Source organism: Streptococcus infantarius subsp. infantarius ATCC BAA-102, from assembly GCF_000154985.1.
Taxonomy (GTDB): domain Bacteria; phylum Bacillota; class Bacilli; order Lactobacillales; family Streptococcaceae; genus Streptococcus; species Streptococcus infantarius.
In genome coordinates this window covers 20,344-45,024 of the sequence record NZ_DS572687.1, presented here as the reverse complement: position 1 = coordinate 45,024, position 24,681 = coordinate 20,344, and the positions used below count along the sequence as shown (strand labels likewise).

At 36.7% G+C, this 24,681-nt stretch carries 23 protein-coding genes and 1 pseudogene; 16 read left to right on the top strand and 8 right to left on the bottom strand.

What is annotated here, in order from left to right:
- Positions 1–173: 173 nt before the first annotated feature.
- Positions 174–659 (bottom strand): annotated as a pseudogene (locus STRINF_RS02495) (cell division protein FtsK); the annotation flags it as partial.
- Positions 659–973, bottom strand: coding sequence for a hypothetical protein (locus STRINF_RS02490; RefSeq protein ID WP_006531438.1), 315 nt, complete (start codon positions 971–973; stop codon positions 659–661). The pseudogene STRINF_RS02495 and the gene STRINF_RS02490, both read right to left, overlap by 1 nt.
- 281 nt (positions 974–1,254) lie before the next feature.
- Between STRINF_RS02490 and STRINF_RS02485 the strand changes: the two genes are divergently transcribed.
- On the top strand, positions 1,255–2,694 hold the full coding sequence (locus tag STRINF_RS02485) for a HEPN domain-containing protein (protein WP_006531437.1): 1,440 nt from the start codon (positions 1,255–1,257) through the stop codon (positions 2,692–2,694).
- A gap of 58 nt (positions 2,695–2,752) precedes the next feature.
- On the opposite strand, the gene STRINF_RS10440 is transcribed toward STRINF_RS02485, so the two are convergent.
- Both STRINF_RS10440 and STRINF_RS10435 read right to left on the bottom strand, forming a co-directional pair.
- Positions 2,753–2,959, bottom strand: a complete 207-nt coding sequence (locus STRINF_RS10440) for a hypothetical protein (RefSeq protein ID WP_223903597.1) — start codon at positions 2,957–2,959, stop codon at positions 2,753–2,755.
- A gap of 31 nt (positions 2,960–2,990) precedes the next feature.
- On the bottom strand, positions 2,991–3,245 hold the full coding sequence (locus STRINF_RS10435; protein ID WP_006531435.1) for a hypothetical protein: 255 nt from the start codon (positions 3,243–3,245) through the stop codon (positions 2,991–2,993).
- Between the two features lie 473 nt (positions 3,246–3,718).
- On the opposite strand from STRINF_RS10435, the gene STRINF_RS02475 reads away from it, so the two are divergent.
- Complete coding sequence (locus STRINF_RS02475; protein WP_223903596.1) at positions 3,719–4,357, top strand: hypothetical protein; 639 nt, start codon at positions 3,719–3,721, stop codon at positions 4,355–4,357.
- A 261-nt stretch (positions 4,358–4,618) separates the two neighbouring features.
- On the opposite strand, the gene rpmG is transcribed toward STRINF_RS02475, so the two are convergent.
- Positions 4,619–4,768, bottom strand: a complete 150-nt coding sequence (rpmG, locus tag STRINF_RS02470; RefSeq protein WP_002262412.1) for a 50S ribosomal protein L33 — start codon at positions 4,766–4,768, stop codon at positions 4,619–4,621.
- Positions 4,769–4,783: 15 nt separating this feature from the next.
- Complete coding sequence (gene rpmF, locus STRINF_RS02465; RefSeq protein ID WP_003066947.1) at positions 4,784–4,960, bottom strand: 50S ribosomal protein L32; 177 nt, start codon at positions 4,958–4,960, stop codon at positions 4,784–4,786.
- Positions 4,961–5,248: 288 nt separating this feature from the next.
- Between rpmF and hisS the strand changes: the two genes are divergently transcribed.
- The 5 genes from hisS (at position 5,249) to STRINF_RS02440 (ending at position 11,801) form a co-directional block, all read left to right on the top strand.
- Positions 5,249–6,526, top strand: coding sequence for a histidine--tRNA ligase (gene hisS / locus STRINF_RS02460; protein ID WP_006531431.1), 1,278 nt, complete (start codon positions 5,249–5,251; stop codon positions 6,524–6,526).
- Between the two features lie 155 nt (positions 6,527–6,681).
- A complete protein-coding gene (gene aspS / locus STRINF_RS02455) occupies positions 6,682–8,430 on the top strand; it encodes an aspartate--tRNA ligase (protein WP_006531430.1) in 1,749 nt (582 codons plus the stop codon).
- Positions 8,430–9,368, top strand: a complete 939-nt coding sequence (locus STRINF_RS02450; RefSeq protein WP_006531429.1) for a YitT family protein — start codon at positions 8,430–8,432, stop codon at positions 9,366–9,368. Before aspS ends, STRINF_RS02450 begins: the two co-directional genes overlap by 1 nt.
- A 44-nt stretch (positions 9,369–9,412) precedes the next feature.
- Positions 9,413–10,279 (top strand): YitT family protein, encoded by an 867-nt coding sequence (locus STRINF_RS02445; RefSeq protein WP_006531428.1) that lies wholly within the window; start codon positions 9,413–9,415, stop codon positions 10,277–10,279.
- A gap of 103 nt (positions 10,280–10,382) precedes the next feature.
- Complete coding sequence (locus STRINF_RS02440; protein WP_006531427.1) at positions 10,383–11,801, top strand: prolyl oligopeptidase family serine peptidase; 1,419 nt, start codon at positions 10,383–10,385, stop codon at positions 11,799–11,801.
- Positions 11,802–11,829: 28 nt separating this feature from the next.
- Here the strand turns inward: STRINF_RS02440 and STRINF_RS10430 are convergent, their stop codons facing one another.
- Together STRINF_RS10430 and argS are read right to left on the bottom strand one after the other, a co-directional pair.
- Complete coding sequence (locus tag STRINF_RS10430; RefSeq protein ID WP_006531426.1) at positions 11,830–12,021, bottom strand: bacteriocin immunity protein; 192 nt, start codon at positions 12,019–12,021, stop codon at positions 11,830–11,832.
- A 221-nt stretch (positions 12,022–12,242) separates the two neighbouring features.
- Positions 12,243–13,934 (bottom strand): arginine--tRNA ligase, encoded by a 1,692-nt coding sequence (argS, locus tag STRINF_RS02430; RefSeq protein WP_006531424.1) that lies wholly within the window; start codon positions 13,932–13,934, stop codon positions 12,243–12,245.
- 189 nt (positions 13,935–14,123) lie between these two features.
- On the opposite strand from argS, the gene argR reads away from it, so the two are divergent.
- The 9 genes from argR to recA all read left to right on the top strand — a co-directional run bounded on the left by argR (position 14,124) and on the right by recA (position 24,605).
- Entirely contained in the window at positions 14,124–14,561 is a 438-nt protein-coding gene (gene argR, locus STRINF_RS02425; RefSeq protein WP_006531423.1) for an arginine repressor, read from the top strand.
- Positions 14,558–14,911, top strand: a complete 354-nt coding sequence (locus STRINF_RS02420; protein WP_006531422.1) for a YlbF family regulator — start codon at positions 14,558–14,560, stop codon at positions 14,909–14,911. Before argR ends, STRINF_RS02420 begins: the two co-directional genes overlap by 4 nt.
- Positions 14,898–17,465: a DNA mismatch repair protein MutS gene (gene mutS, locus STRINF_RS02415; RefSeq protein ID WP_006531421.1), complete on the top strand. Its 2,568-nt coding sequence runs from the start codon at positions 14,898–14,900 to the stop codon at positions 17,463–17,465. Before STRINF_RS02420 ends, mutS begins: the two co-directional genes overlap by 14 nt.
- A gap of 119 nt (positions 17,466–17,584) precedes the next feature.
- Complete coding sequence (gene mutL, locus STRINF_RS02410) at positions 17,585–19,525, top strand: DNA mismatch repair endonuclease MutL (protein ID WP_006531420.1); 1,941 nt, start codon at positions 17,585–17,587, stop codon at positions 19,523–19,525.
- Entirely contained in the window at positions 19,526–20,119 is a 594-nt protein-coding gene (ruvA, locus tag STRINF_RS02405) for a Holliday junction branch migration protein RuvA (protein WP_006531419.1), read from the top strand.
- A gap of 29 nt (positions 20,120–20,148) precedes the next feature.
- A complete protein-coding gene (locus STRINF_RS02400; RefSeq protein WP_043878298.1) occupies positions 20,149–20,706 on the top strand; it encodes a DNA-3-methyladenine glycosylase I in 558 nt (185 codons plus the stop codon).
- Positions 20,707–20,828: 122 nt separating this feature from the next.
- A complete protein-coding gene (locus tag STRINF_RS02395) occupies positions 20,829–22,031 on the top strand; it encodes an MFS transporter (protein WP_006531417.1) in 1,203 nt (400 codons plus the stop codon).
- A gap of 113 nt (positions 22,032–22,144) precedes the next feature.
- Positions 22,145–23,404, top strand: a complete 1,260-nt coding sequence (locus tag STRINF_RS02390; protein WP_006531416.1) for a competence/damage-inducible protein A — start codon at positions 22,145–22,147, stop codon at positions 23,402–23,404.
- Between the two features lie 46 nt (positions 23,405–23,450).
- Positions 23,451–24,605 carry a recombinase RecA gene (gene recA, locus STRINF_RS02385; protein WP_015695804.1) on the top strand — a complete coding sequence of 385 codons (1,155 nt, stop codon included), beginning with the start codon at positions 23,451–23,453 and terminating at the stop codon, positions 24,603–24,605.
- The last annotated feature ends 76 nt before the right edge of the window (positions 24,606–24,681 follow it).

Sequence of the window (24,681 nt, the reverse complement as noted above, 5' to 3'; positions counted from 1 at the left end):
AAATCAATTAAGAAAAAGATAGAGTTTGAATTGAAATACCGTGCAATATATCTTATTTGGCAAAAAGAAAAAACGCTTGAAAATTGAACCGTACCCCAAAAGTTAGACACAAAATCTAACGATTGGGGTGCTTTTTGTATGAAATTAACTTATGAAGATAAACTAGGCATCTATAAACTCAGAAAAGAAGTAAGCGCATATAATTTCCCAGAGCCACTATTGCCAGCAATAGCTAGAGATGTCAATTTGTTAAATTTTAGAGTGAGATTTTTCATAATTGGAAGGATATCTTTTTCTTGCTTTTTTGAAAATTCCTCTAAATCTGAGATGATAAGACGTTCGGAAACTCCTTTTTTCCACGGAAAGAAGAGACCACGCTGAACGTGAATATCATCTGTATCAAGCGCCATAAAATAGGCTGAATTTTGCTTTAATAGGGTATAACGTGGATAAAGAGCAGCATTAGCGATTAGAAAAATTTTCTGATAAAGGTCATCATCAATGATATAGCCTGCTGGTAAGCGAGGAATAAACAGAAAGCCATTAGACATAATTTTAATATCAAAACTGTTTGTATAACTTGTTTCCCCCTGCATGAGAGCTCCAAGTCCCATATCGAGACTTTGGAGCAGATACTGGGATATCTCCTTGCTGGCCATTATTTTATCTCCTTGATACCACTTGCACGGAAATAGACATTATAGCCCACTTCACAGGCTTCCAATTTATCAAACTCTACCATTGCCATATAAGCTGGAAGCACCACTTCAGATTCAAATTTCACTTGAAATGGCGGTAGTCCCTTTTGAGAAAACCAAGATTTGTAGGCGATGATTTCGCGGGTTGGTTGTCCATTTTCAAATCTAATTTGTTGTTCAAGTTCAGTACTTAAGAAATAGATTGCTTGCTTGTTGTCAATATAATTATTGGCGGTATTAGAAGAATATCCAATTTTTCGGTTATTTGTTTTCATAATTTTTACCTCGTAAATTTTCTTGTCTTAGCTAAGAATACTTTTAGTTTATCTGGTTTTGACAAAATAGACTGTCAGAATTTCTGACAGTCTATTTTCATAATTGTGATATGAGTTAGCTACACATAAGGAAGTTCCATTGATAGAAATTTGATAATTGGAGTATAATATCAGTACTGATGTTTAAAAATAGTATTTGTTGAAATGTATATTTTATAGTGATTACTAATGTAAAAAGTAGTGTCATGAAAGAGTTCTGAAAAGCTATTAGAAAGGATAATATGAAATTTAAAGATTATAGTTGGGATAAGGAGTTTAAAATAAAAGGTTATTTTTCAGAATCTCCTGATGATATTGCAAACAAGAATAACTTAAGTGGTATTTTACATTATTCGCCAAGAGAAATTGTACTAGAATTATTTGGTGAGTTTGAAGAAGAGGGAAACCCATTCGGTTTTAGTAAGTATTTGGAAAAAATATATGGATTTTCAAATAATGGTGAAGTTTTAATTTTAAATACTTATGGTGAACCAATGTCCAACTTATCATATCCAGGATTTCCTATAACTAAATATAGGGTGAAGAATTTTAAAATTTATAAAGTCTTTTATCAAGAACTTGAAAATTTTGATGGTAGTTCGAAAGCTTTCAAAGATTTGCTTAATAAATTGAATCGTGAAGAAATCGATATGTATAAATTTAGTTTCGAACATATTGAGGAATGGATTGATAAATCATTGGTGACTATCAAATCTAGTGAAAACAAAACTGTTTTTGAAAGTGCAGTAGATGAATATCAATCAACAAATGTGTTAATAGAATCCTTGAAAATGAATTTTGAAGATACAGCGACTTTACATTCTTCATTTACAACTAAATTTTTTAGAAGTGACTATTTTATCAAACTTACCTCAGCTGATTCAGATAGAAGATGTTTTGATGAATATTACCAAGCTTCGCGTAAATTTAAAGATTTTATTGAGATTTTATCAAATATACCATTATCTTTTACTAATATTGGATTTCTTGTTCATTACAAAATGGTAGAAGATAAACGGTTACCGCTTATAACAGGAAAATTCTTTGTGCAGCATGACAGAAAGTTAAAAAAATGGAAAATAAATTCTCAGCAAGATATTTCTTTGAGGAAATTAGGAGGTAATTTTGAACAAATTTTAAATCAATGGTTTGATAAATCCGAGGAACTTGAATTTATAGTAAGACAATTTTCAAAGAATCTTCATGGTAATTTATACTTGGAAGATCAACTAGTTGATACTATTAGGAATTTAGAAGTTTACTCTAGGAATTTTAAAAACTTTGAAATTCCACAATGTTTATCTGATGATGAAGAAATGGCTAGACAATCTTTGATTGATTTTATAAATACACATATTTTAGAAGAATTTGGAAAAAAATTTAGAGGTAGGCTAAAAACTAAAAAAAAGGAGCCAAGGCTTGCTGAACGTTTGAAAAATTTATTTGATTCAATAGATGAAGTTAATCAAGATAAAATTTTTTCAGATAGAGATAAAGAACTACTAATAAAAAAATTAGTTGATACACGTAATTATTTTACTCACGGAGATTCAAAAGAAAAATATTCAGAATTAATTACAGATATTAATGAAATGTATGAAACCAAATTACTTCTTCAAGAAGTTTTGAGATATTATATCTATCAAGAATTGGAGATGGAATATGACTGTCAAGACTACTAAAGATATTATATTTCAATGAATTTCACAGTTGTGATATTAAGCAAGCAAACTCAGAAAATCAATCAGCTATTTTTTCAGCAACTTCGTAAGAAGTTTCTTCTTCTAAAAAATCAGGGAAAAAATTTGAAAGAGAAGTGAGAAATATTTTTTTGTGAGATTGAATAAAATTTTGAATATTTTTTTCAGAAAATCCGTCGATTTTTTGACTTAAATTTTGTCGTAAAAACGTGTTATTAAAGTTAGAGTCTATTAAAATAAGTGTCACTAATTGAATTAGCAACTTAATTTTAAAAGAATCATCTTGTATAAAAAAGAATCTTTGGTGTGCGATAATTAAGCGTTTCTTGAAAAGCAAGAGCAGCATTGTAAGTTATGTTTCGATTACCATTTAAAATTTGACAAACCGATGTTTCAGAAAGCAATACAGTCTCTTCATCAGTATCAGTGTAACAAATCTGATTTTGCAAAATATTCGCTTCTTTTAACTTATTTTTAATTGTTTTACCTAAAATTTTACAGTAAATTGATGCTATTAATTTTGTATATGTCATTTTTGTCCTGTTCTTGTTCAAAGAACAGAAAGAAACGAAAGCAGCACAAAAAGCGCACCAAACAAGTGATAAAAACTTTTTAGATACAGCTGTTTTTGCATATAACTGTATTTTGTTTCAATCTGTTCATTTGATGCGCATCAATTTTAACTAAAAAAATAAAATTACAAGATTTAAATCTTGCCACTTTAATTATATGAATTTCAATTGAAAAAAGATAGCGAATTTTCCTATGATAGATTTTTTGAATTTCTAACGTTTCAAAAGCTGATATAAAGGGTTTCGTCTATCTTTTTATAAATCTATTAAAAGCAGTTACATTAGTGATAAAATAATAAGTAAGATAAAATTTAGAGAATGAGGTTATTAGTGTAGTGGATGATGCTAAATGGGGAGTTGAAACAATTCAAGCAGCGGTTGTGTTGAACAATTTTGTTAAGAATGAAGAAGATTCCAATTACTAGTTGTTTTTATTGGAGTTTCTTAATCGTTCTAAATATTTTCAAGGGAAATCGAAGTATAATTTATATCAAAAGCCAGTCAAGGAAAGTAATGGAGAATGTGATGCCATCTCTATTGAGTATAGTATAGATTTTAAGTTATTAGTTTCACCATCTTGTTGTAAAGCGTTGAGATTAACAAGTAATTCAATTAAAAAAACTATAATGGGTATTGGTTATGGTAATGCAAGAACGAGAGAAAGTCAGAAAATGACTTGGCTTCATAATTTATTTAAAGATAAGAAATTAAATGATTTACTTTTGATACGTAACGAAGAAGAAAATATAAGTTCTGAAGATATCCATGACTATGATATCCTTAATACATTAAAAACGATGGAAACCCAAAAGAATTTATTATTATTTTTCCCATTTCGTTTTTATACTGATGAAGCAATAGCATTTGATAAAATGTTAAAGATAATTAACAAGAATTTGCAGTATTGGTTTGGAACATTAGCAGAATATAGGGAATTGTTTGGCACAGATTTTGAGGCATATCTATTAACTGAATATGACAATCACTTTTTGTTGTATTTGTTTTCTTCAAGTGGTTTTGAATTATTAGAAGTTTTGATGATTCTCAACTACCTACTTATCAAAAGTTATTAGATTATGCGGATCCACTAAGACATATTCTATTAGATTAGTGAAGGTTGAAAAAAGTACTAAATTACTTTATATGCTGTATCTTTCAAATAAAAAACACCCTAGCATTATTGCTAGGGTGTTTTTGAATATTCAAATTTCTAATTTTATTTCACAAAAAATGTAGTCATTTGGTTGATTTTTAATGCAATATACTGAAATTAAAAAAATCAATAATCGCATAAAATCAAGGTTTTAAACGTCAACTGACGTGTAATGACCTATTTATTTAACTTCAGTAAAGATTACGTGTTTACGCAATTTTGGTGAGTATTTTTTCAATTGAAGACGGTCTGGAGTGTTACGTTTGTTTTTTGAAGTAAGGTACAAGCGTTCACCAGATTCTTTGTGTTCAAGTGTAATATTTACGCGCATGGTATCTCCCTTCTATTATTTAGCTGCCTTAGCGATTTTACGTCCTTTGTAGTATCCTTTAAGTGATACACGGTGAGAACGTGAGTAATCTCCAGTAGTTTCGTCAAATTTAACTGATGGAGCAGTCAATTTGTAGTGTGTACGACGTTTGTTTTTCTTCGCTTTTGAAGTGTGACGTGCAGGTACTGCCATGTTTTATTTCCTCCGATAATATTTTTAATTTGTTCTTGATTTTGAATCAACTTTAACATAATAACATATCTTTTTTGTAAAGTAAAGTTACTTGACAAAAAAATTGAAAAAGTTGGCAATTTAACGTTTTCAGGCGAGTTTGGATTTAATAAAATACGAAAAATAAATAGTCCCTTCTTCTTTAGCTGCCCTTTTTATGATAAAATAAAGAGTGATTGAATAGCTACAATAGTAGAAAGGAATTAATGGGCTGAATTTGCAAAAATTTGGTGCCGGTATATCTTATTTATGAAATTACAAAAACCTAAAGGAACACAAGATATTTTACCTAGCGAAAGCGCTAAATGGCAATATATCGAAGCTGTTGCACGTGAAACCTTCAAAAAATATAACTACAGTGAAATTCGTACACCAATGTTCGAACATTATGAAGTTATCAGTCGTTCAGTCGGTGATACAACTGATATCGTAACAAAAGAAATGTATGATTTCCATGATAAAGGTGACCGCCATATCACTTTGCGTCCAGAAGGAACAGCGCCAGTGGTTCGTTCTTTTGTGGAAAATAAATTATTTGCACCAGAAGTTCAAAAACCAGTTAAAATGTACTACATTGGCTCAATGTTCCGTTACGAACGTCCACAAGCTGGTCGTTTACGTGAATTCCACCAAGTCGGTGTTGAGTGCTTTGGTTCAGCAAATCCAGCTACAGACGTTGAAACAATCGCTATGGCTTACCAATTGTTCCAAACATTGGGTATTAAAGATGTGACACTTCACTTGAACACTCTAGGAAGTGCTGCTAGCCGTGCTGCTTACCGTCAAGCTTTGATTGATTATTTGACACCTATGCGTGACAAATTGTCAGCAGATAGCCAACGTCGTTTGGATGAAAACCCACTTCGTGTTCTTGACTCAAAAGAAAAAGAAGATAAAGTAGCTGTTGAAAATGCACCATCAATCCTTGATTACCTTGATGAAGAAAGTCAAGCTCACTTTGATGCCGTGCGTGAAATGCTTGAAACACTTAACATCCCATATGTAATTGATACTAATATGGTTCGTGGACTTGACTACTACAACCACACTATCTTTGAATTCATCACAACTGTTGATAAATCTGAGTTGACAATCTGTGCAGGTGGTCGCTACGATAGCCTTGTTGAATACTTTGACGGACCAGAAACACCTGGATTTGGTTTTGGACTTGGTCTTGAACGTTTGCTTCTTATCTTGGACAAACAAGGTATTGAATTACCAGTTGAAAAAGAAATGGACGCCTACATCGCTGTCTTGGGACAAGGTGCTAACATTAAAGCTTTGGAATTGGTACAAGCTATCCGTAACCAAGGCTTCTCAGCTGAACGTGATTACCTTGGACGCAAGATTAAAGCACAATTCAAATCAGCTGACGCTTTCAATGCTAAAACAGTCATCACATTAGGTGAAAGCGAAATTGAAGCAGGTCAAGTCACTGTTAAAAATAATAAAACACGTGAAGAAGTTTCAGTCAGCTTTGCAGATATCGAAACAAACTTTGCAGAAATCCTTGCTAAATTAAGCTAAGAAAGCAATCTTTGCAAAAAGTTATGAGCTCTTTGTTAATGAAAAGGCTTAATGAGAAAAGAATTTGAAAAACTCCCCCACATGGGTGGGGTTTTTCTTTGCTTTTTGCTATAATAGATGGGAATGAATAAATTTAAAACGGAGAATCATATCAAATGAAACGTACAATGTATGCTGGTCGTGTTCGCAGCGAACATATTGGCCAAGAAATTACTCTAAAAGGTTGGGTCGGACGTCGTCGTGACCTCGGTGGACTTATTTTCATCGATCTTCGTGACCGCGAAGGTATCATGCAATTAGTCATCAACCCAGAGAAAGTTTCAAGTGATGTTATGGCAACTGCAGAAAGCCTTCGTAACGAATTTGTTATCGAAGTAACTGGTGTCGTTGCACAACGTGAACAAGAAAACACTAACTTGCCAACTGGTGCTGTTGAATTGAAAGTATCAGCATTGATAGTTTTGAACACCGCTAAAACAACACCATTTGAAATCAAAGATGATGTGGAAGTTAGTGATGATAACCGTCTTCGTTACCGTTACTTGGATCTTCGTCGTCCAAAAATGCTTAATAACTTCAAATTACGTGCAAAAGTTACTCACTCAATCCGTAACTACTTGGATGGTTTAGAGTTTATTGATGTTGAAACACCAATGTTGACAAAATCTACTCCAGAAGGTGCGCGTGACTACTTGGTACCAAGCCGTGTGAACCAAGGTCATTTCTACGCTTTGCCACAAAGTCCACAAATCACAAAACAATTGTTGATGAACGCTGGTTTCGACCGCTACTATCAAATCGTTAAATGTTTCCGTGATGAAGACTTGCGTGGTGACCGTCAACCTGAATTTACACAGGTCGATATGGAAACTTCATTCTTGTCAGATAAAGATATCCAAGATATCACTGAAGGAATGATTGCTAAAGTCATGAAAGATACTAAAGGAATCGACGTTACATTGCCATTCCCACGTATGTCTTATGATGATGCAATGAACAACTACGGTTCAGATAAACCTGATACTCGTTTCGAAATGCTTTTACAAGACTTGACAGAAGTTGTCAAGGATGTTGACTTCAAAGTCTTCTCACAAGCTCCAGTTGTAAAAGCTATCGTTGTTAAAGGTAACGCAGACAAATATTCACGTAAGAACATTGATAAATTAACAGAATTCGCGAAACAATTTGGTGCCAAAGGTCTTGCTTGGGTTAAATTTACTGATGGTTCTCTTAACGGACCTGTTGCCAAATTCTTGACAAGTATTGAAGATAAGTTGACAGCAAGTTTACAACTTGAAGACAATGATTTGGTACTTTTCGTTGCTGATACACTTGAAGTAGCTAACAACACACTTGGTGCACTTCGTACACGTATCGCTAAAGAACTTGATATGGTTGACAACTCTAAATTCAACTTCCTTTGGGTTGTTGATTGGCCAATGTTTGAGTGGTCTGAAGAAGAAGGGCGTTACATGTCTGCTCACCACCCATTCACATTGCCGACTGAAGAATCAGCTCACGAATTAGAAGGTGACCTTGCTAAAGTTCGTGCTGTTGCATACGATATCGTTCTTAACGGTTATGAACTCGGTGGTGGTAGCCTACGTATCAACCAACGTGAATTGCAAGAACGTATGTTCAAAGCTCTTGGCTTTACAGCTGAAGAAGCAGCTGACCAATTTGGTTTCTTGCTAGAAGCTATGAATTACGGATTCCCACCACACGGTGGACTTGCTATCGGTCTTGACCGTTTCGTTATGCTTCTTGCTGGTGAAGACAACATTCGTGAAGTTATTGCCTTCCCTAAAAATAACAAAGCAACTGACCCAATGACACAAGCACCTAGCCTTGTTTCAGACAAACAATTAGAAGAATTGGCCTTAGCAACTAAAACTAATAACTAATGATTAAAAAAGCATCTTTAAAAAAGAAAACAAAGTATATCGTTAGCCGTTGGGCTAAGAAATATGGCCTTTTAAAAACGATGCAAAGCATTTCAAGAGAGAAGTACGCGGAAAAAATTTCCGCTTCTCTTTTTTATGGTTTGCTTTCAGCTATCGCGGTAAACTTCTTCTTCCAACCAGGACATGTCTATTCAAGTGGCGCAACTGGTTTGGCACAGGTTTTGTCAGCGATTAGCGAGCGTTTGATTGGTTTTAGATTACCGATTTCTATCGTTTTTTATGCCATTAATTTGCCGCTATTAATCTTGGCTTGGTATAAAATTGGTCATAAATTTACCGTTTTTACTCTGATTACAGTTTCTATGAGTTCATTCTTCATCCAAATTGTTCCAGAGATTACGCTAACAGCGGATCCACTTGTCAATGCTATTTTTGGTGGTTTGGTTATGGGTACTGGGGTTGGATTTAGTTTGAAATCACGTATTTCTAGTGGTGGTACTGACATTGTCAGCTTGACCATTCGTAAAAAAACGGGACGTGATGTCGGAAGTATTTCCCTTGTGGTAAATGGCGTCATCATGATTTTTGCGGGCATCCTATTTGGTTGGCAGTATGCCCTTTACTCAATGGTGACTATTTTCGTCTCAAGTCGTGTGACGAATGCGATTTTCACAAAACAAAAGAAAATGCAGGCAATGATTGTAACCAGCTGCCCAGAAAAAGTTATCGCTATGATTCACACTAAACTTCATCGTGGAGCGACACAGATAAATAATGCTGAGGGAACTTACAATCATGAAAAGAAAGCAGTTCTGCTAGCTATTATTACTCGTGAAGAGTACAATGATTTCAGATATTTGATGAGGAAAACAGATCCTAAGGCCTTTGTTTCGGTTGCTGAAAATGTTCATATTATTGGACGTTTTGTTGATGACTAACCTTTTGATTAATTTCCTATAATTAGTTTTAGGAGGAGTGTAATATGGCTCAAAAGCTTAGACAAGTACGAAGTTTATTGTTGATTGCTCTTGGTGTAGCAATGTATACCTTTGGTTTTGTTAAATTTAATATGGCAAACGCTCTTGCTGAAGGTGGAGTTGCAGGGGTAACCTTGATTATCCATGCGCTTTATAAAATTGACCCAGCTTATACTTCTCTCATTTTAAATATTCCTTTGTTTATCATGGGAGCTAGAGTTTTGGGGCGAAAATCATTAGCTTTGACCATTTATGGGACAGTTTTACTTTCCTTCTTTATCTGGTTTTGGCAACAAGTACCAGTGAAAATTGTGTTACAAAATGACATGATGTTGGTTGCTGTTGTTGCTGGTTTATTTGCTGGTGCAGGTAGTGGACTGGTTTTTCGATATGGTGCAACGACAGGTGGTACAGATATCATTGGACGCGTGATTGAGGAAAAATTTGGCTTTAAATTAGGTCAAACGCTTCTATTTGTGGATGCCCTTGTATTGACAGCGTCACTTGTTTACATTGATTTGCAACACATGCTTTACACTTTGGTAGCAAGTTTTGTGTACAGCCAAGTGCTAACAATTGTGCAAAATGGTGGTTATACAGTACGTGGTATGATTATCATTACCCAAAAATCGCAAGAAGCTGCGGATGCTATTTTGAATGGTATTAACCGTGGTGTCACTTACCTAAATGGACAAGGGGCTTACTCAGGAAATGAAAAAAATATCTTGTACGTTGTTTTGAATCCAGGTGAAGTTCGTAATGTCAAAGCTATCATGGCTGATTTGGATCCAGATGCTTTTATTTCCATTATAGATGTTGACGAAGTTGTTTCTTCTGACTTTAAAATCAGAAGAAACAACTACGATAAATAGTCAAAAAGACGAGGTGATTTCACCCGTCTTTTTTTTGATTGACATAAGTGCGGAAAATTCATAAACTAAAGAAAACGATTACAATGCATAGGAGTGATTTGAGATGGCAAAAAGAATTAATATCACAATTGCCAAAGTTTCCATGATTATTAAAGGTTATGAATGTGGACCAGGTGTTCCAAAACTTTTGGTACAGTTAACGCATAAAGTGTCAGGAGTTGTTGCTGATAAGCTCCTAGTCAGGACTGCAGGTAAAGAACGTCAGATTAGTAGAGTGTACTTGTCAGATGATAAGGGACAAGAAGTCAGCAGTGCCAGTGAGTATCTAGTTATCAAAATGCCAGTGACTTTTGATAATCAGAAAAATGCAGCTATAGCTTGTCCATTTTATTACAATCTAGAAACCTTGCATAACACTTGGTTGGAAGATTATCCAGTTACTATAAATGGATTAGAGGTAATTTGTGACGGTGAAGTGGCTGAACTATCTGGAAGCTATGATATTATTCATAACCGTCTATCACCTGATACTGATGTCTTTAATAAGCGTGGCTTTTATTCTGGGACTTACCTCAATCCATTAACGAAGCAAACAGAAAAACTCACCCTTCATTATGTGGCTTACGAACCTAAGCACTTAAAATCGGGAGAAAGTTTTCCTTTGTTAATCTGGTTGCATGGTCAAGGTGAAGGTGGGGTAGACACGGACATTACCCTTCTTGGAAATGAAGTTGTAGCTCTTGCAAGACCTGAGATTCAATCGCATTTTTCAATAAATGATCAAAAAGGACTTTATGTTTTAGCGGTTCAAACCCCAACATATTGGATGGATGAGGGCGATGGGAACAATGGTGCTGGCGCTGGCGATTCGTGTTACACAGAGATTCTGATGGATATCATCAAAAATTATGTTGCGAGTACGCCTGCTGTGGATACCAATCGCATTTACCTAGCAGGTTGTTCAAATGGTGGCTACATGACGATTAATCTTGCTATTTCAAATCCTGGTTATTTTGCGGCTCTAGTTCCTCAAGCGGCAGCCTATTCTTATTATCAATATGAGAGAAACGCTGACGGTTCATACGCCACTTCACCTTTTTCTAATAGCTTCATTCGTAAAGATGCCCTTTATTTTGATGAGGAAAAAATGCTAGCGTTAAAAGAGACACCAATGTGGTTTATTCACGCAGCCAATGACACTATTGTCAATCCAAAGGATTATTCATTGCCTATTTATAAGACTTTGCTAGATAGTGGAGCTGAGAACAAGTGGTTTTCTTACTTTGAAAGTGTCGAGGGAACAGACATGCAAGGTGTCTCTTACATTGGGCATTTGTCTTGGATTTATTTCTTTAAAGACCAAGTGTCAGGGGTGCAGGATGCCTCTGCTATCAAAAGTGCGAAAGACTTATCAGGCTTTTCTCCAAGTAATAAAGGAAAAGGCGGCACAAGCACAACTAAAGTCTCAGGGAAAACCTATCACAATATCTTTGATTGGTTAAATGACCAGAAGAAAGCGTAAAAAAAGACCGTTAAAATGGTCTTTTTGACTATGGATGAAAGAGGCTGCCTAGCATAATAGCAGTAGCGGCATGACCTTTATATTTTTCAGGGCTGTCAGCAATTTCTTTGTAAAGTGCTGTAATTTCAGGTGATGTCTTGAGTTTATGCGTTAGCAAATACATAGAAATGGCATGAGCCAGTTTGGTACGTGCTAGTTGATCGTGTTCGTTTTTTTCCAAATCTTTAGCAAGTGCAAAGATGTCTGCTTTTAGAGGTTCGGTTCGCTATCAGGTAAGCTAGCATAAGCTTTACCGAGCAATTCCATGAGATGATTTTCCCTTGTCATAATAAAAATCTCCTTTATGATTATGGCAATAGTTTATTATTTTAGCTCAAAAAGATCAAGAAAAAAGAGAGTGGACAGATTCCAACTCTCTTTTTTATATATTGTCAGAAATGATTACATTTCGTTTGGTGCTTCAACGCCAAGAAGACGAAGTGCTTCTTTAAGAACTGTAGCAGTTGCGTAGCTGAGGGCTAGACGGCTGTCACGTTCTGGACTTTCGTCAAGGATACGTGTGTGTGCGTAGTATTTGTTGAAGCTTTGTGCAAGGCTGATAGCGAATTTTGCAATGATTGATGGTTCAAAGTTGTCAGCTGCACGTTTGATAATGCGTGGGAAGTCTTGGATAAGTTTCACAATTTCCCAGCTTTCAGCATCATCAAGGCTGTAAACGTCGTTTACAGATGGTGTAAACTTGGCTTTACGAAGGATTGATTGGATACGAGCGTGAGCGTATTGCACGTAAGGTCCAGTTTCACCTTCAAATGATACCATAGCGTCAAGGTCGAAGTCGTAACCGTTCAAGCGGTCTGTTTTCAAATCGTAGAATTTGATAGCGCCGACACCGACAGCATGAGCAATAGCTTCTTTATCAGCAAGGTTAGGGTTTTTAGCGTTGATTTGATCTTCAGCTCGTTTAACAGCTTCAGCGATTGTTGGTTCAAGAAGGATAACGTTACCTTTGCGAGTTGAAAGTTTTTTACCTTCTTTAGTAACAAGACCAAATGGCACGTGAGTGATGTCTTCATTCCATTCAAAGTCCATTTCGTTAAGAACGGCTTTCAATTGTTTGAAGTGAGCTGATTGTTCGTTACCAACAACGTAGATAGCTTTGGCAAAGTCATAAGTACGTTTGCGGTAAAGAGCGGCAGCCAAGTCACGTGTGATGTAAAGTGTTGCACCATCAGATTTTTTAATCAATGCTGGGTGTTCGATACCGTATTTTTCAAGGTTAACAACTTGAGCACCTTGAGATTCTTCAAGAAGGCCTTTTTCAGTCAAGATATCGACAACTTCATCCATTTTGTCATTGTAGAAAGCTTCACCGTTAAAGCTATCAAATGAAACACCAAGTTCATTGTAAAGGCGGTTGAATTCTACAAGACTTTCGTCACGGAACCATTGCCATAGTGAGATAGCTTCTTCGTCGCCTGCTTCCAATTTACGGAACCATTCGCGAGCTTCTTCATCAAGTTCTGGTTTAGTTTCAGCTTCAGCGTTGATACGAACGTAAAGTTTCAAGAGTTCGTCGATTGGATGAGCTTTAACAGCTTCTTCGTCACCCCATTTTTTGTAGGCAACAATCAACATACCGAATTGTTTACCCCAGTCACCGAGGTGGTTGATTTTAACAGCTTTATAACCAAGTTTTTCAAAAATGTTAGCCAAGCTATCACCGATAACAGTTGAACGAAGGTGTCCAATTGAGAATGGTTTAGCGATGTTTGGACTAGACATATCGATAGCAACATTGCGGCCGTGTCCTTCATCCTGGCTAGCGTAGTCGCTTCCGTTTGCGATAACTTGCCCTAGGACATCAGCAGAGATGCTTTTTTTGTCAAGGAAGAAGTTGATGTATGGTCCAACAGCTTCGATTTTTTCAAAACCAGCTGTGTCCATTTTTTCAGCAATTTCTGCTGCAATCATTTGTGGTGCTTTACGAAGGATTCGAGCCAATGAGAATGCTGGAAAGGCAAGGTCCCCCATATCAGAATTTTTTGGCACTTCAAGCAGATTAACAATTTGTTCTTGGTCTAATTCTGGAACAATAGTGTGAATGCGTTCTGCAATTGTACGTTTAGTATCCATGATTTTCTCCTAAATTAGTTAGTCACATTATTTTAACATAAAAATAAGAAATAAACGAGGCAAGTGACAAGAAAACGTTTGAAGGAGTAAAAATTAAGACTTTATAAGGAAGATAGCCCAAGGAAAGGTGAAAAAATTCCATTTTTTTGGTATAATTTTAAGGATAAATATACACAAAGGGAAAGTTAAATGAATAAAATAGAACGTCAAAATCGAATCAAACGTTTGATTCAATCAGGCCATATCGGCACACAAGAGGAAATCAAGCGACATTTGCAGGAAGAAGGCATTAACGTCACTCAAGCGACCTTGTCACGTGACCTTCGTGAAATTGGACTGTTGAAATTGCGCGATGCTTCTGGAAAACTTTATTACAGTTTGTCTGAAACGTCAGAGACCACTTTTGGAGCTAACATTCGCTCATATATTTTGAAAGTGGCTCGTGCTGGTTTCATGCTTGTGCTTCATACTAATCTTGGGGAAGCTGATGTTTTAGCCAACTTGATTGACAGCAGCGATATCGCTGAAATTTTAGGAACTGTGGCTGGCGCTGATACTTTGTTGGTCATTTGTAAAGATGAAGAAACAGCAAAAGCCTTTGAAAGTGACTTGTCAACAGGCTTATGAGCAACTATGAAGAAGCCGTAGAACGATTGCTAGAAGTCATAAAAAAGCATGATAGCGTCATCGAATTTCAAAAGGCTGAAGAAAAAATAAAGGACTTTCCAGAACTAGAAGAATTGATCAAAGATATGAAGGCTTATCAGCAGGAGGCTGTGCTTTTTCACAAGATTGATAAAGCGCACGCTGAGAAAAAAGCTGGTGAGCAAGCTGACCAGTTGCAAGAAGAACTATCAGACCTTCCAATTGTCAAAGATTATCGTGCAAAAATGCAGGATGCCAGTGACCTAGTTCAATATATTACAAATAGCTTGGAAACGAAAATTAACGAGGAGTTAAGTAATGGCAAAAGATAAAATTTCTCCAGGCATGCAACAGTATTTGGATGTCAAAAAAGACTATCCAGATGCTTTTTTACTTTTCCGCATGGGAGACTTTTACGAACTATTTTATGAGGATGCTGTTAAGGCGGCACAGATTTTAGAGATTAGTTTAACTAGTCGTAATAAAAATGCTGACAATCCTATTCCAATGGCTGGTGTTCCTTATCATTCAGCCCAACAATACATTGATGTCTTAGTTGAGATGGGGTATAAGGTTGCCATTGCTGAGCAGATGGAAGATCCGAAGCAGGCAGTTGGTGTGGTTAAGCGTGAAGTCGTTCAGGTGATTACACCAGGGACAGCGGTTGATTCTTCTAAGCCAGATAATGCTAATAATTTCTTGGTAGCTATTGATTCTGATGGCAAAAACTTTGGTTTGGCTTATATGGATGTGTCAACGGGTGAGTTTTACGCGACAAGTTTGTCTGATTTTACAAGCCTAAAAAGTGAGATTTTAAACCTCAAGGCTCGTGAAATCGTGGTTGGTTATGACCTTTCTGAAGATGAGCAACACAGCTTGGTTAAACAACTCAATCTCTTATTATCGTTTGAGCAAGAGCGCTATGAAGATGTGCATTTGATTGACCTGAATTTAACAGCGTTAGAGATTTCTGCTGCTGAAAAATTACTTCAATACGTTCATACGACACAAAAACGTGAACTCAGTCACCTGCAAAAGCTGGTTCACTATGAAATCAAAGACTATCTTCAAATGTCTTATACGACAAAATCAAGTCTTGATTTACTAGAAAATGCCCGCACAAGCAAGAAGCACGGTAGTCTTTACTGGTTGCTTGATGAAACTAAGACGGCTATGGGGATGCGTTTGTTGCGTAACTGGATTGATCGTCCATTGGTTAATCAAGAACAAATTGAGGAACGCCAAAATATTGTCCAAGTTTTCTTAGACAACTTCTTTGAACGTAGTGATTTGACGGACAGTCTAAAAGGCGTTTATGATATTGAGCGTTTGGCTAGTCGTGTGTCATTTGGAAAAGCCAATCCAAAAGATTTGCTTCAACTTGGTCACACTTTGGGACAAGTGCCAACTATTAAAGCTATCTTGGAATCTTTTGATAGTCCTTACCTTGACAAGCTTGTCAACAGCATTGACACTTTACCAGAGCTAGAGTCATTGATTAGCTCTGCTATTGACCCAGATGCTCAAGCAGTGATTACGGAAGGAAGTATTATCAGAACTGGTTTTGATGAGACTTTGGACAAATATCGTAAAGTCATGCGCGAAGGGACAAGCTGGATTGCTGAGATTGAAGCCAAAGAACGTGCGGCAAGTGGTATTACAAACCTAAAAATTGATTACAATAAAAAAGATGGTTACTATTTCCATGTAACAAATTCTAACCTTTCTTTGGTGCCAGATTACTTCTTCCGTAAAGCAACTTTGAAGAATTCAGAGCGTTTTGGTACGGCAGAATTAGCTAAAATTGAAGGTGAAATGCTTGAGGCGCGTGAGCAATCAGCGAGTCTGGAATACGATATTTTCATGCGCGTTCGCGCACAGGTGGAACGTTATATTTCACGTCTGCAAGATTTGGCAAAAGCTATTTCTACAGTCGATGTTCTGCAAAGTTTGGCAGTGGTTGCGGAAAACAACCATTATGTTCGTCCAAGCTTTAATGATAGCCATGAAATAAAGATTGAAAAAGGTCGCCATGCGGTTGTTGAAAAAGTCATGGGTACGCAAGAATATATCCCAAATACCATCACATTTGGCAGAAATACTAATATTCAGCTGATTACTGGTCCAAATATGAGTGGTAAGTCAACTTATATGCGTCAGTTAGCTTTGACGGTTATCATGGCGCAGATGGGGTCATACGTTGCTGCTGAGAGTGTCAGTCTTCCCGTTTTTGATGCGATTTTCACACGTATTGGTGCGGCGGATGATTTGATTTCAGGTCAATCAACCTTTATGGTGGAAATGATGGAAGCCAACCAAGCCATCAAACGAGCCAGTGAAAAATCTTTGATTCTCTTTGATGAATTGGGACGCGGGACAGCAACTTACGATGGAATGGCTTTAGCACAATCTATTATTGAGTATATCCACGATCACATTCGTGCTAAGACCATGTTTGCGACCCATTATCATGAGTTGACATCGCTGTCAACTGCCTTGACACACCTTGTCAACGTCCATGTTGCAACGCTTGAACGTAATGGTGATGTGACTTTCCTTCATAAAATCGCAGAAGGACCAGCTGACAAATCTTATGGTATTCACGTTGCGAAAATTGCAGGTTTGCCAGAAGATTTGTTGCAACGAGCAAATAGTATTTTAACCAATCTCGAATCAGGTGCTGCGCAGCTTCATTTGACAGCAGAAACTGAAGAGAAAACTCAAGTGAAGACAGAAGCGGCAGAACCTGTTGCAGAGCAGCTTAGCTTATTTGCAGATGACTCAAGTAACCAAGAAGTGATTGAAGCTCTTAAAAAAGTGGACTTGATGAATCTAACACCAATGCAAGCTATGAATGTCATTTATGAATTGAAAAACATGTTATAAAAGTAAGAGGCAATCTAAAAGCAGATTGCCTTTTTACTTTGTGTTATAATTAAAGGTAAACAATCCTGAATGAAAGGAAAAGGAATGCCGCTTCAAAACTGCATTCTATCAGATAAATTATGAGCAAAATTATTGAGTTGCCAGAGGTTTTGGCCAACCAGATTGCTGCAGGTGAAGTGATTGAACGACCGGCCAGTGTGGTTAAAGAATTGGTTGAAAATTCGATTGATGCTGGAAGTAGTCAGATTACCATCGAGATTGAAGAATCAGGTCTTAAGAATATTCAAGTCACTGATAATGGTGAGGGAATTTCTCAAGAGGATGTGGCTTTAAGTTTGCATCGCCATGCTACAAGTAAGATTAAAAGCCAAGCTGACCTTTTTCGTATCAGAACTTTGGGATTCCGCGGTGAGGCCATTCCTTCCATTGCCTCAATTAGCCACTTTACAGTGAAAACAGCGACTGCTGATGAACACTATGGAACGCTTTTAGTGGCAAAGGGGGGCGAGATTGAGCGACAAGAAGCAATTTCAACACCTGTCGGGACAAAAATTACCGTTGAAAATCTTTTTTACAACACTCCTGCTCGTCTCAAATATATGAAGAGCTTGCAATCAGAGTTGGCTCATATCGTTGATGTGGTTAATCGCTTGAGCCTAGCTCACCCAGAAATTGCCTTTACTTTGATTAATGATGGTCGTCAAATGACAACGACTTCTGGGACAGGTGATTTGCGTCAAGCCATCGCTGGTATTTACGGTTTAAATACAGCTAAGAAAATGATTGAAATCTCAAATGCTGACCTTGATTTTGAAGTCTCAGGTTATATTAGTTTACCAGAATTGACGCGTGCAAATCGCAATTACATTACCATTTTAATTAATGGTCGCTACATCAAAAACTTCTTGCTCAACCGTGCGATTTTGGATGGTTATGGATCAAAATTGATGGTTGGTCGTTTCCCAATTGCGGTCATTGACATTCAAATCGACCCTTATCTTGCCGATGTCAATGTTCACCCAACTAAACAAGAAGTTCGTATCTCAAAAGAAAAAGAACTCATGGGCTTAATTAGCTCAGCTATTGCAGAGAGTTTGCGTGAGCAAGATTTGATTCCAGATGCTCTTGAAAATCTAGCTAAGTCAAGTACTCGAGGTTTTTCAAAACCTCAGCAAACGAGTCTGCCTTTAAAACAAACCAACCTTTACTATGATAAGGAACGTCACGATTTCTTTGTGAAATCAGATACGGTTGAAGAAGAGCCAGCGCAGTTATTTAATGAGGTTGACAAAGCTGTCAAGCAAGTTGACAAGCAATCTTCAGTTAGGTATGCACAGCGTTCATTGGCAGGTCAAGCGTATGATGAGCATGATGATCTTGATTTTAAAAATAAAACGAAAATCAATCGCATGATTGAAAGTCTTGATAAGGAGGAAGTTTCTACTTTCCCTGAGTTAGAGTACTTTGGGCAAATGCACGGCACTTATCTTTTTGCGCAAGGCAATGGTGGGCTTTATATCATTGACCAGCATGCGGCTCAGGAACGTGTCAAGTATGAGTATTATCGTGACAAAATTGGCGAAGTTGATGATTCATTACAACAGTTGCTGATGCCATATCTATTTGAGTTTTCTGGGGCAGATTTCATCAAAATTCAAGAAAAAATGGAGCTTCTAAAGCAAGTTGGCATTAATTTAGAACCATACGGCAATAATACTTTTATCCTTCGCGAGCATCCTATTTGGATGAAGGAAGAGGAGATTGAGACAGCTGTTTATGAAATGTGCGACATGTTGCTGTTGACCAATGGAGTTTCTGTCAAGAAATACCGCGCTGAGTTAGCGATTATGATGTCATGTAAACGATCAATCAAGGCTAACCATACACTTGATGACTATTCAGCCCGACAACTCATTGTTCAATTATCTCAATGTAAGAACCCTTATAACTGCCCACACGGACGTCCAGTACTTGTTAATTTTACCAAGTCAGACATGGAAAAAATGTTCCGTCGTATTCAAGAAAATCACACAAGTTTAAGAGAGTTAGGAAAATACTAAATGTACGATTATATCAAAGGAAAATTAACTAAAATTACTGCGAAATACATTGTCATTGAAGTAGGGGGATTAGGCTATATTGTCAATGTTGCTAATCCTTACAGCTTTTCAGATTTGATGAATCAGGATATCCAAGTCTACCTTCATCAAGTAATTCGTGAAGATGCTCAACTTTTGTTTGGCTTTCATACTGAAGACGAAAAGGCTGTTTTTCTTAATCTGATTTCAGTTTCTGGGATTGGTCCTACAACTGCGCTAGCTATTATCGCAGTGGATGATAATGAAGGTTTGGTCAATGCTATCGACACAAGCGACATCAAATACTTGATGAAATTTCCGAAAATCGGGAAAAAGACTGCCCAACAAATGGTATTGGATTTGGCAGGAAAATTCGTCGATGTTTCTGTGGAAAATGGCAAAGTTTCTCAGACCAAAGCGGCAGCAAACGAGCAGCTTGAAGAAGCCATGGAAGCTCTTTTGGCACTTGGCTACAAAGCAGCAGAGCTTAAGAAAATTCGTAAGTTCTTTGAAGGCACAAATGAAACAGCAGAACAATACATCAAATCAAGCCTTAAGATGCTGATGAAAGGCTAAGAATCAAGGAATTTTAGGAGATGTTTCACATGAAACGTTGTAGTTGGGTAAAGGAAAGTAATCCTTTATATGTTGCTTACCACGATACGGAGTGGGGAAAACCATTGCATGATGATCAAGCATTGTTTGAACTTTTGTGCCTTGAAACTTATCAAGCTGGTCTTTCGTGGGGGACCATTCTTAATAAACGCGCCTCATTTAACCAAGCCTTCTATGATTATGATGTGGCAAAGGTAGCGCAGATGTCTGATGATGAACTTGAGGTTCTTCTTCAAAATCCAGCAATCGTTCGAAATCGTCGTAAGATTTATGCGACACGTACAAATGCTAAAGCTTTTATCAAGATTCAGAAAGAGTTTGGCTCTTTTGATGAGTATCTTTGGCGTTGGGGTGGTTACGCTCCTATCGTAAATAAGGTGGAGGATTACGCGAATTTTCCAGCTAGCACGCCTTTATCTGAAAATCTTTCTAAGGATTTAAAAAAACGTGGCTTTAAATTTGTAGGTCCTGTTTGTGTTTATTCTTTTCTTCAGGCAGCAGGTTTGGTAAATGACCATGAAGTAGATTGTGATTTTAAATCAATTTAGTCATCTGATAGTGTCAGGTGGCTTTTTTTGACACTCTTGTCAATTATCTGTAAAACATCTTGACAGTATTAGTGAAATAAGGTATTTTGTAAAGAAAATTCTGTGAAGGATTGGTGGGGGATATGGAAAGTTTAAGTATAAAAAGGAACACATTAGTTTTTTTACTATCAAATTTTCTGGTTAGTGTGGCTTATTCGCTGCCGCATTCTATTTTGACAGTAATTTTATTAGCAAAAGGTTTAAGTTTATCACAAATTCTAATCATTCAGTCAGCTTATAGTATTGCTATCGTCTTATTTGAATTTCCAAGTGGACTATTAGCAGATAATTATTCCAGAAAAAATCTTTACAGCCTGTCAAAGCTATTTTTAATCATCATGTTTTTGATTGTGCTATTTAGCAATCAGTTTTACTTGATTTTTGCGGCTTGGTTTTGTTACGGGATTGCCGCAGCTTTAGATAGTGGAACGCTTGATGCTTACATTATTAATCAGCTTAAATTAGCACACCATGGAGCAGAACTTCGAAAATTTCTGGCCTTAAGTAATCGTCTAGAAATCGTTGGACTCTTACTAGGAAGTAGTTTAGGTGGGATTCTTTATCACTTTATCGGGATTAACATTTATGTCTTAGGAACAGTTTTTCTTGTGGCTTCAACCCTTATCAGTTTTTTCTTTTTTAAGGAAACAACAAAGTCAGACTTACTACAAGATAGTCATGTAATGGTTTTGAAAAAGCAAATTACTGATAGTTTTAAAGAACTTCGCAAGCAGCCACGTTTGAGTTTAATTCTAATTTTTGATTTTCTAACTCAGATTTTCTTTCAGACACATTTTCAGCTTTGGCAATCATTTTTCTTAAGCAAGGGGATTGATAGTCAGTATTTTCCGTTCTTTTATATTACTTTTCAAGTCATCACGCTTTTTTCATATTCTATCAACATTGATGGTGTTAAAAAGTATGCTGGTGTGCTTAAGTTCAGTCCGTTGATTGTTTTTCTACCGTTGACATTCTTTTTAGGGAAGATTGAGATTTTCTTGACAGCTTATTTCATATTTGTTTTTGTCTTTTATGTGATTGAATTTATTTTAAATTATCAATTTAACAAAATGGTTTCTGTTGAGAATATTTCTTCTTTGATTTCATTTAAGTCAACAGTAAGTCGTATAGGAAGTGTTTTACTACTATGCATATTAAGTTTTATGGTGAAGCAAATGTCTGTTTCAGCAGTCATGGCAATCAACTTTATGCTATCTTTGGTTTTGCTTGTAGTCTTGTCTGTGATAATTATGAAAAAAACTGTCGTTGACAGTGATGTAAAGTAAGTTTACAACATTTTTACACTTGTTTACGTGAAGCTTATTGCAAAAAAACGTTAATTTTCAGCAATTTTTGATAGAATAAAACTAAATTACGAATAGATAAGTAGGTGGCAATTATGAAAGCTGAGATTATCGCTGTAGGAACAGAGATTTTAACAGGACAAATCACAAATACCAATGCGCAATTTTTATCTGCAGAATTTGCCAAGTTAGGGATTGATGTTTTTTTCCAAACAGCTGTTGGGGACAATGAAGAGCGTCTTTTGTCTATCATTGATTTGGCAAGTAAGCGTAGCGATTTAGTTGTTCTCTGTGGTGGTTTAGGACCAACTGAGGATGATTTGACAAAGCAAACCTTAGCAAAATATTTAGGGCGTAACCTGGTCTTTGACGAACAGGCAAGTAAACGTCTAAATGAGTTCTTTGCGACACGTCCTCAATTTACAAGAACAGCTAACAATGAACGCCAAGCTCAACTGATTGAAGGTTCAACTCCTTTGCAAAATAGCACTGGTTTGGCTGTAGGTGGAGTGATTGAAGTTGACGGCGTCACTTATGTTGTTCTTCCTGGCCCACCAAGTGAGCTTAAGCCCATGGTCTGGGATTATTTAGTGCCTTTGTTATCTAGCGACCATAAGCAACTTTATTCACGTGTTTTGCGTTTCTTTGGCATAGGAGAAAGCCAACTGGTAACTGTTTTATCAGATTTGATTGACAACCAAACTGATCCAACCATTGCGCCATATGCTAAGACAGGTGAAGTAACGCTGCGTTTGTCAACGAAAGCAGACGACATTGAATCAGCTAAGGAAAAACTAGACCAGCTAGAGCAAAAAATTCTTTCTAAGAAGACTTTAAATAGCATTCCGCTTGAGAATTTGCTTTATGGTTATGGTGATGACAATAGTATGGCGCGTGTTGTTTTTGATTTGCTTAAGAAAAAACACAAGACTATCACAGCTGCAGAAAGTTTAACAGCAGGGCTATTTCAATCAAGTATTGCAGACTTCTCAGGCTCTTCATCAGTCTTTAATGGTGGTTTTGTGACTTATAGCATTGAAGAAAAATCAAAAATGCTTCAGATTCCATTAGAAGAGTTGCAAGAACACGGGGTTGTTAGTCACTTTACAGCTGAGAAAATGGCTGAGCAATCTCGCAAGTTAACAGATGCTGATTTTGGGATTGGATTGACAGGAGTTGCAGGACCAGATAGCTTAGAAGGTCACCCAGCGGGAACAGTTTTCATTGGTATTGCTACTAGAGAAAAAGTTCATTCTATTCGTGTTCTCATAGGTGGACGAAGCCGTTCAGATGTGCGTCATATTGCATGTTTGTATGCATTTAACTTAGTACGTCAAGCTTTATTACAAGATTAAATTCTGCTATAATAGAGCTAGTTTGAACAAACAGAAAGGGAAAAATTTGGCTAAAAAGACAAAGAAAACAGAAACTATCACGAAGAAATTCGGTGATGAGCGTAAAAAAGCACTTGATGATGCTTTGAAATTAATTGAAAAAGATTTTGGTAAGGGAGCTGTTATGCGCCTTGGCGAACGCGCTGAACAAAAAGTTCAAGTGATGAGTTCAGGTAGTTTGGCTCTTGATATCGCTCTTGGTGCAGGTGGTTACCCTAAAGGACGTATCATTGAAATCTATGGTCCTGAAAGTTCAGGTAAAACAACTGTTGCCCTTCATGCTGTAGCACAAGCTCAAAAAGAAGGCGGTATCGCAGCCTTTATCGATGCTGAACATGCCCTTGACCCAGCTTATGCAGCAGCCCTTGGTGTTAATATTGATGAACTTCTTTTGTCACAACCTGATTCAGGAGAACAAGGTCTTGAAATCGCTGGAAAATTGATTGATTCAGGTGCGGTTGATCTTGTTGTTGTCGACTCTGTTGCAGCTCTTGTTCCACGTGCCGAAATCGATGGTGATATTGGTGATAACCACGTTGGTTTGCAAGCTCGTATGATGAGTCAAGCTATGCGTAAACTATCAGCTTCTATCAATAAAACAAAAACAATTGCCATCTTTATCAACCAATTGCGTGAAAAAGTTGGTGTTATGTTTGGTAACCCAGAAACTACACCTGGTGGACGTGCCCTTAAATTCTACTCTTCAGTTCGTCTAGATGTGCGAGGAAACACACAAATCAAAGGTACTGGTGATCAAAAAGATAGCAACATTGGTAAAGAAACTAAAATCAAAGTTGTTAAAAACAAAGTTGCTCCACCATTTAAAACTGCTGAAGTGGAAATCATGTATGGTGAAGGAATTTCACGCACTGGTGAATTGATTAAAATCGCTAGTGATTTGGATATCATTAAAAAAGCTGGTGCTTGGTTCTCTTACAATGGTGAGAAGATTGGTCAAGGTTCTGAAAATGCTAAGAAATATTTGGCAGATCACCCAGAAATCTTTGACGAAATCGACCACAAAGTTCGTGTTCATTATGGACTTGTTGAAGAAACTGAAGATGAAAAAGCAGCAAAACTTTCTGAAGAATCAGCAGTAACTACTGAAAATGTAGATGAAGTTATTCTTGATTTGGATGATGCGATTGAAATTGAAGAATAATTTTGAAAGCACTTTAAAGCTTGAAACGATGCGTTTCAGGTTTTTTTTGTTATCTGTGGTTCAAAAGTCGTTAATT

What these genes read in the sequence shown, in the direction of transcription:
- STRINF_RS02490 (WP_006531438.1), bottom strand. Translation starts at nt 973, where the DNA reads ATGAAAACAAATAACCGAAAAATTGGATATTCTTCTAATACCGCCAAT.
- STRINF_RS02485 (WP_006531437.1), top strand. Translation starts at nt 1,255, where the DNA reads ATGAAATTTAAAGATTATAGTTGGGATAAGGAGTTTAAAATAAAAGGT.
- STRINF_RS10435 (WP_006531435.1), bottom strand. Translation starts at nt 3,245, where the DNA reads ATGACATATACAAAATTAATAGCATCAATTTACTGTAAAATTTTAGGT.
- rpmG (WP_002262412.1), bottom strand. Translation starts at nt 4,768, where the DNA reads ATGCGCGTAAATATTACACTTGAACACAAAGAATCTGGTGAACGCTTG.
- rpmF (WP_003066947.1), bottom strand. Translation starts at nt 4,960, where the DNA reads ATGGCAGTACCTGCACGTCACACTTCAAAAGCGAAGAAAAACAAACGT.
- hisS (WP_006531431.1), top strand. Translation starts at nt 5,249, where the DNA reads ATGAAATTACAAAAACCTAAAGGAACACAAGATATTTTACCTAGCGAA.
- aspS (WP_006531430.1), top strand. Translation starts at nt 6,682, where the DNA reads ATGAAACGTACAATGTATGCTGGTCGTGTTCGCAGCGAACATATTGGC.
- STRINF_RS02450 (WP_006531429.1), top strand. Translation starts at nt 8,430, where the DNA reads ATGATTAAAAAAGCATCTTTAAAAAAGAAAACAAAGTATATCGTTAGC.
- STRINF_RS02445 (WP_006531428.1), top strand. Translation starts at nt 9,413, where the DNA reads ATGGCTCAAAAGCTTAGACAAGTACGAAGTTTATTGTTGATTGCTCTT.
- STRINF_RS02440 (WP_006531427.1), top strand. Translation starts at nt 10,383, where the DNA reads ATGGCAAAAAGAATTAATATCACAATTGCCAAAGTTTCCATGATTATT.
- argS (WP_006531424.1), bottom strand. Translation starts at nt 13,934, where the DNA reads ATGGATACTAAACGTACAATTGCAGAACGCATTCACACTATTGTTCCA.
- argR (WP_006531423.1), top strand. Translation starts at nt 14,124, where the DNA reads ATGAATAAAATAGAACGTCAAAATCGAATCAAACGTTTGATTCAATCA.
- STRINF_RS02420 (WP_006531422.1), top strand. Translation starts at nt 14,558, where the DNA reads ATGAGCAACTATGAAGAAGCCGTAGAACGATTGCTAGAAGTCATAAAA.
- mutS (WP_006531421.1), top strand. Translation starts at nt 14,898, where the DNA reads ATGGCAAAAGATAAAATTTCTCCAGGCATGCAACAGTATTTGGATGTC.
- mutL (WP_006531420.1), top strand. Translation starts at nt 17,585, where the DNA reads ATGAGCAAAATTATTGAGTTGCCAGAGGTTTTGGCCAACCAGATTGCT.
- ruvA (WP_006531419.1), top strand. Translation starts at nt 19,526, where the DNA reads ATGTACGATTATATCAAAGGAAAATTAACTAAAATTACTGCGAAATAC.
- STRINF_RS02400 (WP_043878298.1), top strand. Translation starts at nt 20,149, where the DNA reads ATGAAACGTTGTAGTTGGGTAAAGGAAAGTAATCCTTTATATGTTGCT.
- STRINF_RS02395 (WP_006531417.1), top strand. Translation starts at nt 20,829, where the DNA reads ATGGAAAGTTTAAGTATAAAAAGGAACACATTAGTTTTTTTACTATCA.
- STRINF_RS02390 (WP_006531416.1), top strand. Translation starts at nt 22,145, where the DNA reads ATGAAAGCTGAGATTATCGCTGTAGGAACAGAGATTTTAACAGGACAA.